Consider the following 14,446-nt stretch of genomic DNA (forward strand, 5'->3'; position numbering starts at 1 on the left):
TAGTATCTATGTATAGATATGATATGTGCAATGTAAAAATATGACCATTCAAACATCTAGAAAACATTAATTAATAATACATAATATCTATTCAAATACGACGTTAGTAATAATCATATTAGTAAAGTAAATTTATTTTATTCATTAACTCACCAGCTGCATTATCTGAAAAATAATGTTCTTCACTTGTATATTTATAAACACTATAAGCTCCTCAGGTATTTCTGCACTTCAGTCAATCATGGAGCAAAATAAATATAATGCTCTGAAATCTTATAATGATCTTTTGGAAGAGCTTTCTCTTGATGAATAAATAAATTTGTTACCTAAAATTTTGGTTGATATATCAATTGAAGGAGAATCAGTTTTATTTCCAGCTATGGAGAGAGGATATTTTAACTGTATTAATGATTTTGGCTTATTGTTAGATAGATTAATGAGTATAAGAGAACATATTCCTAATATTGATATGGCAAATATTATTTTTAGATTATTAAGTTGTAAAAATAATATTGGAACTTCTGGGTTGTTTATTGCTTTGGAAGGAGGTTACTGTCGTACAGTGACTGCTTTTGGTAATTTAGTAGGCAAATTCGCACTGTTAAAGCATAGTGTACCTGAAGATCTATTTGACTCCATGATGTTAGACATATTGGTTGCTATGACAGATGGCAATGTTCCAGGTATATTCGTATTAATAATAATAAATAATAATGATGCTATAGATTGTTATTGTTCATTATTAGCATACGCATCTAAAAGTGTTAGAAGAAAAATATTTTCTATTAAGGACTGTAATGGATTACCTATAATTAACGCGATTGCTATAGCAGCTCATCATGATAAATCAAAATCTCTAAAATCGTGTAGCCATTTTTTGAAAGCACTTTCTTATGATGAGCAGATTGATCTGCTGCCGGACATACATATTAATTTCTAAAAATGACAGAGGTGATCCTGTTTTATTTATAGCTATGCAAGAGTGATATGACGTTTTTATTGATGAATATGGTACTTTAGTAAAAAATTAGTTTATGAGAATTAAAGACAGAATGTCTCCTGGTGATTTTGCCGATCTGGTTTTGAATTTTTTATTTGCTAAAAGAGATAATTTAATAATACGTGATGGAATATCTGCTCTATCCATGGCAATGTGTAAAAATAGAGTTAGTGCTATAAAATCTTATGCAGTATTATTAGACAAAGTTTTGTCCATGCTAGAAGGAACTATATCAAATTATGAATTGGCTGAACTTATTTATAAGTTAATTTCATATTACTCACCTTACTATAAAGAAAGTCCTTTGTTTACAGCTCTATCTAACGGATATTCTGATTGTGTTGTCGCTTTTGGTTTGTTTGTTGATAAACTTCTTAGTATGAGAAACTTCGTAGAAGACGTTCCATTAATGGATATGATATTTAATTTGTTAATGTGTAAAAGTGATGATATCCGAAATGATCCTGGTTTATTTACAGCCATGCGGGGGGGCATTGTGTTGCTATAGATTCTTTTAGAAAATTGCTAGAAAAAGTAATGGTATTTGAGAGTAATATATTTAGTGAGTATTTTAATAGTATGCTTTTGGACACTGTAATATCTAGAGGATCAGGTGGAGTATCTGGGTTGTATGTAGCACTAGCTAATAATTTTCCTGAAGTAGTTCTATCTTATGGGTCATTGCTTAGTTTAATACCTGAAGATGAATTAGTTGACGTATTAGTAGATTCTGGTAGTTGTTCTAGCGTACCTGCTGCATTATTTGCTGGTGGAGAGGCCTTAGATAGTTATTTAAAAATAATATCTGATTTACCTGCTAGGGTTGTGCATAATTTGTACTCCCGACTTAATTGTATAAAAAATTCAGTTGGATATACATCTTTAAGCAATGCTGATCTTGATGGAAGGTATGAATTTTTATTATAAAAGGTCAAAGAACTTGCTATAAGCTCCGGGCTTGTTATGGTTGGTGCTCAAGAAAATGTAGAGAAGCAAGGTGATGCATTATGATTTATTGTTAAAAACGATTGGTGCTGTGTCTATGGTTATATTTGCTGTTGAGGGTAATATTTAAAGGTTTTGGGTGCATTTGTGCGTTCGATTTATCCTTAGACACATCGAGGGGCATATAAAGTATAGTAAGCAGTGTGCTGTAGTGATGTAGTGTCGATCTTGGTTATGTAAGTAATAGGGTAACAGTTGGACACGTATGTAATGTGTGCATCACAACTTAGTGTGTCTTTTATCTTAGTAACAACTACCTGACATAAATATAGCTAATATGAATTGTGTGGGCTGTTAGAGTTTTTTTGTGATAGAGGGCGTGTTTTGTTTTTGCTTTGTAAAATGATAATCATGATACAGTGCTTGCTTGTACCGAGCTAATAGGCAGTAAATTTATTTTATTAAGTGACTGTTTATCTAAAAGTACTTTTGATTTTGTTATGTTAGGTATATTGTCGGCTAGAGACATTAGTTTTGTGCCCAGTATGTATGTTATTGTTAAAAAATAATATTGGTGTTATTTACGCATATAATTTATTAGTGTTTGCATCTAAAGAAAAGAAAAATTTTTTGTGTTAAAGATGGTGATGGTTCATCAGCCATTTATATGTTGATCGCAAGTGATAAACCAAAATCTTTTATAGAGTATTAATTGAGATAACTTCCATAGTTGTTAAGTTCTAAAAATGAGGATGATGGGGATCCGTCTCTGTTTTTAGCTATGCAAAAAGGACGTGATAATTGTATTAATGCATATAGTACCTTTCTGGAAGGGCAATTAATGAAAATTAGAGACAGGATGTCTCCCGATGATTTTGCTAACAATCTAGTTTCAGATATTGCATTTGGTAAAATAAGTAATGGATATATGCTCTATCTCTATTTATGGGAATGTGTAAAGATAGATTTAGTACCGTAAAGACTTGTTCGGATTATTAGACAAATTTTTATCAAATATGAAGATTGTGTTGAGTCATCATTTATGTTGAGTCATATTTGATGTGTTTGTGCTGTGGTGCTGTAGAATAGATGGGCTGTAGAGTTTTATTCTTATTTAATATAAAAGACAAGACCTATAATCGTGTATTTGCTATCTAAGTTAATTTCGATAAGGCACGCGTGTTAAGCAAAAATGCAATATTTTCAATGATTAATACCACATTAATATGTGCGCTTATACTCAATTTTTAAAACAATTTTTTATATTCTCATTCATATTAAATATGCCACACTGTTACGTTTGATACCTAATTTCACATATGTGTAGCTTGCGTAATGTGTAGCTTCTTAGGGAGGTGGTCAAGGTTTTAGCTTAAGGGTTTAGCTTAAAATTTAGGTATTTTGTATTTTAAAGTAGTGGTAGGCGATAATATTAATAACAAAGCTGGGGTGTAATTTAGTGAGTACTGTGAATACTGGTTACCATGTCCATTTTTCTTCTCATTCGATGGAAATTATACCATCCGACATTAGGGATACGCCTTACATATCTAAAAAATATGTTTCTGATTCACCGAATTTAAATTGTGCAGTTGAAATTGACGGTAAATATATTTCTTGCGGTCCTTTGTCTTTATTATTTGTTATTAATAGTATCGAATGCTATAGAAGTAACGCTAAACTGAGAGTTAGCGAGCTGTTTTCAGATGAAGGTTCAATAAAAAGGTCAGCTCTTAGCAAGCTTGAAGAAATTAATGAAAACATAGTAGTAAAAAATTCATGTGACAGGCATATTATAATTTGCGATAAGCTTGGTGATTTTTTGCATAAAACAGCATCTGCTATGACTTGTGGAGAGCAGAGATTATTTACTCTACATAGTTGCAATCACGTAATGTCTTTTAAGATTATGCGCAAAACTAAGGAAATAGAAGGAGTATTAGCAAACAAGTGGGTAGTACACTTTTTTGATCCTAATAAAACCATGCTTATAGCACGCAGTGAAGTTTTAAGCTGTAAAGAATTTTTAGATCAAAGTAAGTTTTCCTTAAGAATGTTTATAGATAAAAATTCTTATAGAGCATATTTTAAATTTAATCCAGAATTTATAGAAGAAACTGAATGCGCAGTACTCGAGTACTCTGATACAAGAGAAGCAAGTCTGGGTTTTTCAACTTTAGAAACTCTGTCTCAAGATGGAATTTCTGGGTGCATGATATTTCATTTAATAAATAATAATATTTATTCATTGGATATTAGAGAAATAGTAAAATCTAAATCTTTTTCTACATTAAGTGCTGTTGCTAGAAAAGAGATATTTTTTGCTAGAAGCTCTAGTGGTGTTTTTGCGCTTTATTTGGCAATGTCACAAAATAAATATAACTCTATAAGATCTTATAATGATTTTTTGGAAGAACTTTCTAGTGATGAGCAATTAAGTTTGTTGCCCATAATCATAAGGGCTGAATCACCTGAAGGAGCAGCAGCTTTATTTGTAGCTATGCAAGAAAATAGTATTCAAAGCATTAATGCTTTTGGTTCACTGATAGATAGGTTGATGAATATAAGATCCAGAATGCATATAGATAATTTTTGCAACGAGTTATTTGATATTTTGCTAGCTGAGCGTGAAGATGGATCGTCCGCTATTCATGCAGCTTTATGCAAAAATAATGCTGGAGCTATTCATGCTTTTGGTGGTCTTTTGGATAGAATTTTTATACTTAGAGATGATGTTAATAGTAGAAGATTGGCTGATATGATTTTTAATTTATTGAGTCACAAAGATAGAGGAAAAAATTCTGCTCTGTTTTTTGCTTTGGCAAATGGTCATTCTGATGCAGTGCATGCTTTTGGAAGATTGGTAGATAGGTTGATTGTTATGAAAGGATATATACCTGACCATGATGTGGTTAGTATGATTTTTGAGCTATTGGAATCCCAATCTGCTCAAGGAATTTATGGTTTGTATTATGCTTTGGTACATGGTCATACTGATACCGTGCGTGCTTTTTCTGTGCTAATGGACAAATTATTTATCATGAGAGGACATATACCTTATACAGATATAGCCAATATGATTGGTAGGCTGTTGATGTCTTCCTACAATGGAGTTACTGGTCTATTTTTTGCTTTACAAGAAGGGCATTCCGATACAATTCGTGCTTTTTCTGAGTTGATGGATAAATTATTTATCATGAGAGGACATATACCTGATATAGATATAGCTGATATCGTTTGCAAACTCTTGATGTCTGCTTCTTTTAGTGGAGTTACTGGTCTATTTTTCGCTTTGCAAGAAGGTTATACTGATACAATACTCGCTTGGGGTGAGTTAATAGGTAAATTTTTTACGTTACTGAGTAATTGTTTGCCTAAAGATAGTTTTGATTCTATAATGTTAAATATATTAGAAGCTAGAGACCCAGAAAATTTACCCGGCATATTTATACCACTGCTAAAAAACAATATTGATGTTATGGGTGCATATAGTTCATTGTTAGCATATGCATCTAGAGAAGTTAGAAGAAAGATTTTCTGTATTAAATCTGATGATGGATTTCCTGCCATTTGTACATTAATGTCATTGGGTGAGTCGGAATTTTTTATGGCATGTGGTCGTTTTTTGCAATCACTTTCTTATGATGAGCAAACTGAGTTACTTCCAGGGTTGTTAATTTCTAAAAATGATGCCGGTGATCCAGCTTTGTTTTTGGCTATGCAGGAAGGACATGATAGTTGTATCAGTGCATATGGTATTTTTCTGGAAGAACAATTAGTTAAAATTAAAGACAGAATGTCCCATGATAATTTTTCGAATCTGATTTCAGATATTGCATTGGCTAAAAGAAGTGATGGGATGCCTGCTTTATTTATCGCAATGTATAAAAATAGAGCTAGTACTATAGAAGCTTACTCAGCGTTATTAGATAAAATTTCATCACTGTTAAAGGGGACTATATCAGATGATAAGTTTGCAAGATTAATTTTTGAATTGTTGAAAGCTAGAACTAGCGGAGGCATTGATGGATTATTTATGGCCTTAGAAAGAGGGAATACCTATTCAGTAACTACTTTTGATTTGTTGTTAGATAGACTTCTTAGTGTAAGAGGATGCATAGACGATGCTACGTTGGTTGGTATGGTATTTGATTTATTAATGTGTAAAAGTGGTGCTGATAATAATCCAGGTTTATTTGTTGCTATGCAAAATGGACATCATGGAGCTGTGGGGGCTTTTGTAAAATTATTAAAAAAATTGATGATGTTTAAGGACGGTGTATCCACTAAACATTTGGGTAATATGATTTCAGATATTATAAGGTCTAGGAGTTCGAATGGTATGCCTGGGTTATTTGCGGCGCTAGAAAATAGTTTTCCTGAGGTAATTAAATCTTATAGCTCGCTGCTTAAATTAATGCCTAGAGATGAGTTAGTTGATGTACTATTGGCTTCTGATGGTTCTGGCAGGCCTGCTGCATTATTTGCTGAGGGGGAGGCTCTGGAAGTTTATTTAGAAATAATATCTGACTTATCTACCAGGGATATATATGCTTTACATTCACAACTTGGCAGTGCAAGAAGGACAATTGAACACATATTGGTAGGTGATAGAGATCTTGATGGAAGGTATAGACTTTTATTGGATAAAATTAAAGAACTTGCTAGAAGTTCTAGGCATAACGTATAAAGTTTCTGTTATAATGACATTACCATAATCACTACCTATTGTAATATAAGAACGAGCAATCTTTGATTCTAGAATTAATGTCTGATGTTTTTTTATGATATATCTTAGAAAGTCTACACTCTACCACATTTCCGTAGCATAAACTAACGTCCTCTTCAAAAAATCCTATTTCTTCTGATATGCATTCAATAATTTCCCTAATGTCATCATCAAATTCCTCTTGTGATACCTTTTGTGAAATTTTTAAAAATTCATCAAATGAGAACTTATTACCTCTTTCTATAAGAATATCAACATAGGATAAATAATGATTAGATTTGGCATATTTTTCAGTAACAACTTCGTAAAGTACTTCCAAGGGTCTATCAAATTTTTCTGAAACCATACTACATATTTTATCAATTTTGTAATTTACCTTTTCTAAAAGTATAGGTGAAGCTGTAAATATAATAGGATGTTCAGATTTTAATCTTGCTAACATTTCAGGAAAACAATATTCTGGGGTAAGTTTATCAAAAATTAATTTTTTAAAGAAATTAACAATTGATTCTTTTTCTTTTAATGTAGCAAATGATAAATTTCCTTCCATATCCATTACCTTAATATTAGCTATTCTTTCAGAAACCGTTTGCACTGCTTCTACATAAGCCGCATGATTATGGAAGTGCTTTTTGAAAAAGTTATCTACACTATTATTAATATCTTCATTTTCTATTTTTCCAATATTTATCCCTTTGATTAAATTGGCCTCAAATTTATCTATTAAGCTACCATTTGTGGATATTAATTCTCTTATAATTTTTTCTTTTATAAATTCATTTGCACTTGCCACAAGATCTAACCTAATATCTTCAGTTATATAAAATCCCCCCAAATAGCAAGGTTCTTTAGAAACATCATATTCGAACAAAGAGGGAATGCCACTAAATACTAATTTATTTTTTTCCTTTAAGCTTTCAATTTTTCTTTCCAAAATTGATTGAATTTCATCAACTAAATCTCTAAACAAAAAATTATGAAGATAATTATTTAAACTATACATAGACCCTTTAAAGGTTAAATCTTTATTTGAAGATTCCCTTTCCATAAATAATAAAGATTCCTCTAACACTTCTGATACTATTTCTTCACTTCCTGATAAAAGAAACTGATGTGCACTTCCTTCTTCAGTAATAGACATACACTTTAATATACTTTTGTACTCAGGAAGATCTTTGTACGACAGTGCTTTTTCACTAAACAGAGTATCCATTTCTTTGCTAAGTACTGAAATGTATTCTTTTATTGGTTTTCCTAATCCTACGTGAGAAAATGCAACTTCTGGGAAATCAGATATTAACCTACAGAACATTTTTAATACATTTCTAGATTTAAGATAGAAACTATCTAAAAGAAAAACACATTTTCCCCTAACAAGTGAATCTTGCATAGATTCTTCTAGTTCTTCTGATAAATCTAGTACTATGGTTTCAAGATCAGATACTATTCCTTCCTCTAACATCTTAAGATCATTGAATATAAGAGTAATTAATCCGTATATTTCAGCAGTCAATAGTTTTTGTAGCTTGCCTTCTTCCTCGTCAAATAATCTTATATTTACTAAATCTCCAGAAACAGACAACGAACCCTTACTATTCATGTGAAAGAAAGTAGTTTTACCTATAGAACTATGAGATTTATTCTTAGCTAAAGGAGAAACGGTATCACATCCAGAAGACTTACGAGTTCTTCTATTTAATGATTTCTCTAAAAGTTCTTTTCTTAAATGCCTATCGCTCCTATCTGTGGGCTTGTGTTCTTTTTTCCAATTACCTACATCTACTTTATAGTAAGATCCTAAATGTGTTTTGGTAAAACATAAATCTATTTCTTCCTCATCTTCATCTTCCTGATGCGAATATTCTTCATCTTCTCTTTTAAATTGATCAGGCTTTGTTTCATCTTTTATTGCTTTAGGCAGGCCAACTTCGTCTTCCAGAAGATCTCTTCTAGCTGGTTTGGGAGAAGACTTAGCTTCTTCTTCACCAAAAGTAGTTTTTGTTTTATTTTTTGCCTTTATGGATGCTACATTACTAAAATGTTCTGCTTCTGCCGAAGCAATTTTTATAAAATCTCTAACACTAGAGGAGTGACCTAAATTTCCCTTTCTTTTATGTTTATTATGTTTTGTTATTATATCTGGTGCAGATTGAGGTTCATCTATAACAAATGAATTAAGATATTCAGAGCTTTTAGCGATTGAAAATCTATGCTCATCTTCACAAGTTAGATATGGTAAATCATCATCCAAAGATCTACCACTGGCCAATGGGATAGATCCAATTGGCAGTGAAAGGTTATTATAGCTGCCGCTTCGTCTTAATTTTGTGCTTAATTTTTCTGATGTAAATTTAGAACTAACAGCCATACGCACACTAGTTATATTAGTAGCAATATCAGTCTTTGTATTAGGTATATCTTTTACTTTTTTATTAGTAGGTTCCCTCACGTCTCTACCACCGCTAGCAGTAGAACTTAAGTGGGGAAAACCGTCCATGAGTAGATAGCCTTTTGCTGTTAGTATACAAAAATGAATGTAATTGTATACTTAAAGCAATATGTTTCACATTAGGGATGCGTGTAGTATCTATGCATAATCATACTATGTGTAATGGATAAAATATGCTCACTTAATCGTCGTGAAAATACTAATCAATAATGCATAATACCTATGTAAATACGATACCGCATTAGTACTAATGATGCTAATAAAGTGAATTTATTTTATTTATTAACTCACCAGCTGCATTTTCTGAAAAACAACGTCCCTCATCTATATACCCGTAAACACTGGAATCGTTCTTCCATCCACCCTGTTTTTTTATAAGATCAAATCTAATGCTCTCACTAGCAGCAGAGGTAGAAAATCCTCTTCTAAAGCTGTGACTACTAATTTTTGCGGGGTCAATACCACATTTAGCAGCAATGTCTTTAAGAAAGATATTGACAGAAGAAGGATGAAGAGGTCCATCTTGAAGCTGATTCCATCGATTAATAGAACGAAATACTGGGCCTGAGGATATCTGACTTACTGTTAACCATTCCTTAAGCGCACTAACTGGGCATATCGGTAATTTTCCCATAGGAATAGCTCTTATCATGCCACTACCAATCTGGTCAGTTTTAGAACGTAGCAGATGTACTGTTATTCCTTCATTAGACAATGAAATGTTTTCTGTTTTTATGCTAACTAATTCAGACCTACGAAAGGCACCGAAAAAAGCCATTTGAAGCATGGCCATGTCCCGTATAGTTCTAAGGTTTTTATCTTGAGATGATATATATTTTACAAAACTTATAACATTGTCCATAGTCAGTGGCTTTGCCTTATCAGGTGGACGACCATGTTTTCTTCTAATACCAATCATAATTTTCTTAACCATTGGGTCATTACTGGGATCAGGTAAATTTTGATAAGCGTGCCATTGTGAAATAGCTGTTAGGTGTAAACTAATAGTGGAGGTATTTAAGAGCTCAGCTTTATCCAACAAGTAACGTACTAACATATCTCGTGTGGCGGGTAGGCGTCCACCCCAGCGTTCAAATTGCACCACTGCAGAGCGATAGGTCTTTCTTGTGTTTTCAGCTGTGGAAGCGGAAATATACTCTCTAATTCGTCTAGCATGACCTATAATAGGTAATTTTTCTTCAGCAACAGTAGTGGGTGATTGTCTTTGCATCTTATCCATATAAACTTCTATCCCAAAATAGTTATATAATAATGGACCATAGTTAATTATATATAGATTTCAAGAAACATAAACTGTTATTTTCTCTTTATGAATAACCATACCTATACTAACTATAAATTTCATACTTTAGTTTAAGTTACTTACAACATAATACGTCAGTACATATAAAAAATATTTTTTTATATTACCAAGTTCATTTTGGTCAGTTATTATAAAATGGATAATATATGATTAATTTGTTAATACATCGTTTCTGCTCACTAATTGAACTAATATTAATCTCTAACTATATTAATCTCCTTTAATAAACTTCTTAGTTCTTTAGTTAAAAATACTTACTTTGATTCTTCTCATTGTATTAAAATAAAATCGTCAATATACAATTGTAGAGATTGATTTTAAACACAGGTTTTTTTATTATCTATTGCCATTTCTGAAATACCTAGTTTACTATTACCAATAAAATGCTATATTAAATTTGATTTATTTTTGATATTACTCACTTTAATCTATTTGATCTTTATCAAAGATGAAGCCATATTTATGGTGAAACATTTAACAACATAATAATATGCTTCAAGCATGTTTATTAAAAAAGCTCACGATCTATTTATAATTATGTAGAAACATATTTGTTAATATAGTAACTGTTGAAAAAAAACTCGTAAGTAATAAAAATAACTTTCTTCTACGTTCCTTTTAAGTCTCAAGCTTAAATTTTTTAAATTAAATATACTAAACACTAAAATAAATTAATTGTTTATAATTTATATTATATGTTATACCTTGGGGTTATGTTGAGTCATATTTAATGCCTTTGTGCTGTAGTGTAGAACGGATGGGCTGTCGTAGAAGTTAATATAAAAGATAAGATCGATAGTTCGCACTGCATTGAGCGAAAATACAATATTTGTAGTGACTAATACCACATTAATGTGCGCGCTTATGCTCAATTTTTAAAACAATTTTTTTATATATGCCCCATTCATGTTGAATATGCCAAACTGTCCAAACAACTTATTTCACATATGTGTAGTTGCGTAGGAATCAGGATGGCATGTTCTTATCTTGAGGGTTTATCTTAAAACTTAAGTAGTAGTGTAAGCGACAATATTAACAATAAAGCTTGGATGTAAATCTGGTGAGTACTGTGAATCCTAGTTCGCATGTCCATTTGTCTTGTCATTCGATGGAAGTTATACCATCTGACATTAGGGATACGCCTTACATATCTAAAAAATACGTTTCTGATTCATTGAATTTAAATGGCGCAGTTGAAGTTGACGGGAAATATGTTTCTTGCGGTCCTTTGTCTTCATTGTTTGTTATCAATAGTGTTGAATGCTATAGAAGTAACGCTAAACTGAGAGTTAGCAAACTGTTTTCAGATAAAGATTCAATAAAAATGGCAGTTCTTAGCAAACTTGAAGAAATTAATAAAAACATAGTAGTAAAAAACTCATGTGAAATGCACATTATAATTTGCAATAAGTTTGGCGATTTTTTGCATAGAACAGCATCTATTATGACTTGTGGAGAGCAGAGATTATTCACTGTACATAGTTGCAATCACATAATGTCTTTTAAGATTATGCGCAAAACTAAGGAAATAGAAGGAGTATTATCAAACAAGTGGGTAGTACACTTTTTTGATCCTAATAAAACTGTGTTTGTAGCACGCAGTGAAGTTTTAAGATGTGAAGAATTTTTAGATCAAAGTAAATTCTCCTTAAGAATGTTTATAGATAAAGATCTTTATAGAAAATATTTTAAAGTTAATCCAGAATTTGTAGAAGAAACTGAATGTGCAGTACTCGAGTACTCTGATAAAAGAGAAGCAAGTTTTGGTTTTTCAACTTTAGAAACCCTGTCTCAAGATGGCATTTCTGGATGCATGATATTTCATCTAATGAATAATAATATTGATTCATTGGATATTAGAGAAATAGTAAGATCTAAGTCTTTTTCTACGTTAAGTAGTGATGCTAGAAAAGAGATATTTTTTGCTAGAAGCTCTAGTGGTGTTTTTGCGCTTTATTTGGCAATGTCACAAAATAAATATAACTCTATAAAATCTTATAATGATTTTTTGGAGGGACTTTCTAGTGATGAGCAATTAAGTTTGTTGCCTATAATCATAAAGTCTGAATCACCTGAAGGAGTACCAGCTTTACTTATAGCTATGCAAGAAAATAGTATTCAAAGCATTAATGCTTTTGGTTCATTGATAGATAGGTTGATTAATCTAAGATTAAGAATGCGTATAGATGATTTTTGCAACATGTTATTTGATATTTTGCTGGCTGAGCGTAAAGATGGATCTTCTGCTATTCATGCGGCTTTACACAAAAATAATGCCGGAGCTATTCGTGCTTTTGGTAGTCTTTTGGATAGAATTTTTATACTTAAAGATGATGTTAATAGTAGAAGATTAGCTGATATAATTTTTAGTTTATTGAGTCATGAAGATAGAGGAAAAAAATCTGCTCTGTTTTTTGCTTTGGCAAATGGTCATTCTAATGCAGTGCGTGCTTTTTCTGGATTAATGGACAAATTATTTATTCTGAGAGGACATATACCTGATATAGATATAACTGATATGATAACTAAATTGTTGATGTCTTCTCATGATGGAGTTCTTGGTTTATTTTTTGCTTTGAAAAGAGGTCATGCTGATACAATTAGTGCTTTTTCTGAGTTGATGGAAAAATTATTTATTTTGAGAGGACATATACCTGATATAGATATAGCTAATATTGTTTGCAGACTGTTGATGCCTTCTTCTGATGGAGTTACTGGTCTATTTTTTGCTTTGCAAAAAGGTTATGCTGATGCAATACTTGCTTGGGGTGAGTTAATAGGTAAATTTTTTACATTGCTGAGTAGTTGTTTGCCTAAAGATAGTTTCGATTACATGATGTTAAATATATTAGAAGCTAGGGGTGTGGACGGTGATCTTGGCATATTTAAACCACTATTAAAGAATAATATTGATGTTATGGTTGCATATAGTTCATTGTTAGTATATGCATCTAAAGAAGTTAGAAGAAAAATTTTTTGTATTAAATCTGATAGTGGATTACCTCTAATTTGTGTACTCATGCTATTGGGTGAACCAGAAACTTTTATGGCATTTGGTTGTTTCTTGAAATCACTTTCTTATGATGAGCAAATTGAGCTACTTCCAGAGTTGTTAATTTCTAAAAATAATGCTGGTGATCCGGCTCTGTTTTTAGCCATGCAAGAAGGACGTGATAATTGTATTAGTGCATACATTACTCTGGTGGAGGCACAGTTAATGAAAATCAGAGAAAGAATGCCCCATGATGATTTTACTAATCTAGTTTTAGATCTTGCATTGGCTAAAAGAAGTGATGGAATTTCTGCTTTGCATATGGGAATGTATAAAAATAGAGCTAGTACTATAGGAGCTTATTCAGTATTATTGGAGAGAGTTTCATTACTATTAAAGGGTACTATATCAGATGATAAACTTGTAAGAGTGATTTTTGAATTGTTGAAAGCTAGAACTAGCGGAGGCATTGATGGATTATTTACGGCCTTAGAAAGAGGGAATACCTGTTCAGTAACTGCTTTTTATTTTCTGTTAGATAAATTTCTTAGTCTGAAAGGATGCGTAGAAGATATCCTATTGGCTGGTATGGTATTTGATTTACTAATGTGTAAAAGTGGTGGCGATAGTATTCCAGGCTTATTCGTGGCTATGAAAAATGGACATCATCAGGTTATAGATTCTTTTGTAAAATTATTAGAAAAATTGATATTGTTTAAGAATGATATATCCGCTGGGTATTTTAATAATATGTTGTTAGAGATTGTACTATCTAGCCGATCAGATGGTGTATCTGGATTGTTTATAGCACTGGAAAATAATTTTTCTGAGGTCAGTGAATAATAGCACATTAATATGTGCATATTATGCTAAATTGTTTAAAACAATTTTTTTATATGCCAATTCATGTTAAATATGCTAGTCCCTCCACTAAACCTCGTTCTCGGTCCATATGTGTGGCTACGTGGGGATGGGTGGTGCACGGTTCAGTAGTACATGCTATTCTT

The 14,446-nt window shown here is 31.8% G+C and carries 8 protein-coding genes; 6 read left to right on the forward strand and 2 right to left on the reverse strand.

Annotated features, from left to right (window positions below; all coding sequences use genetic code 11):
• Window positions 1-334: 334 nt before the first annotated feature.
• The 5 genes from A6733_RS01350 (at window position 335) to A6733_RS01370 (ending at window position 6,635) form a co-directional block, all read left to right on the forward strand.
• Window positions 335-940, forward strand: a complete 606-nt coding sequence (locus A6733_RS01350) for a hypothetical protein (protein WP_141663388.1) — start codon at window positions 335-337, stop codon at window positions 938-940.
• Window positions 941-1,052: 112 nt separating this feature from the next.
• Window positions 1,053-1,508, forward strand: coding sequence for a hypothetical protein (locus A6733_RS01355; protein ID WP_092460268.1), 456 nt, complete (start codon window positions 1,053-1,055; stop codon window positions 1,506-1,508).
• A gap of 77 nt (window positions 1,509-1,585) precedes the next feature.
• Window positions 1,586-1,927, forward strand: coding sequence for a hypothetical protein (locus A6733_RS01360; RefSeq protein ID WP_141663434.1), 342 nt, complete (start codon window positions 1,586-1,588; stop codon window positions 1,925-1,927).
• Between the two features lie 748 nt (window positions 1,928-2,675).
• Entirely contained in the window at window positions 2,676-2,924 is a 249-nt protein-coding gene (locus A6733_RS01365) for a hypothetical protein (RefSeq protein ID WP_092400913.1), read from the forward strand.
• A gap of 480 nt (window positions 2,925-3,404) precedes the next feature.
• Entirely contained in the window at window positions 3,405-6,635 is a 3,231-nt protein-coding gene (locus tag A6733_RS01370; protein WP_092460271.1) for a ShET2/EspL2 family type III secretion system effector toxin, read from the forward strand.
• Between the two features lie 31 nt (window positions 6,636-6,666).
• Here the strand turns inward: A6733_RS01370 and A6733_RS01375 are convergent, their stop codons facing one another.
• Together A6733_RS01375 and A6733_RS01380 are read right to left on the reverse strand one after the other, a co-directional pair.
• Window positions 6,667-9,171, reverse strand: coding sequence for a hypothetical protein (locus tag A6733_RS01375; RefSeq protein WP_092411508.1), 2,505 nt, complete (start codon window positions 9,169-9,171; stop codon window positions 6,667-6,669).
• 208 nt (window positions 9,172-9,379) lie between these two features.
• On the reverse strand, window positions 9,380-10,363 hold the full coding sequence (locus tag A6733_RS01380) for a site-specific integrase (RefSeq protein ID WP_092403494.1): 984 nt from the start codon (window positions 10,361-10,363) through the stop codon (window positions 9,380-9,382).
• 1,153 nt (window positions 10,364-11,516) lie between these two features.
• Here A6733_RS01380 and A6733_RS01385 point away from each other — a divergent pair.
• Entirely contained in the window at window positions 11,517-14,282 is a 2,766-nt protein-coding gene (locus A6733_RS01385; protein ID WP_092460273.1) for a ShET2/EspL2 family type III secretion system effector toxin, read from the forward strand.
• Window positions 14,283-14,446 lie beyond the last annotated feature (164 nt).

The sequence above is a fragment of the Candidatus Ichthyocystis sparus genome, from assembly GCF_900078745.1.
In the GTDB taxonomy this organism is placed as follows: Bacteria; Pseudomonadota; Gammaproteobacteria; order Burkholderiales; family 2013Ark19i; genus Ichthyocystis; species Ichthyocystis sparus.

Coding starts and splice junctions, on each gene's coding strand:
- A6733_RS01355 (WP_092460268.1), top strand. CDS start 1,053: ATGTCTCCTGGTGATTTTGCCGATCTGGTTTTGAATTTTTTATTTGCT.
- A6733_RS01375 (WP_092411508.1), bottom strand. CDS start 9,171: ATGGACGGTTTTCCCCACTTAAGTTCTACTGCTAGCGGTGGTAGAGAC.
- A6733_RS01380 (WP_092403494.1), bottom strand. CDS start 10,363: ATGGATAAGATGCAAAGACAATCACCCACTACTGTTGCTGAAGAAAAA.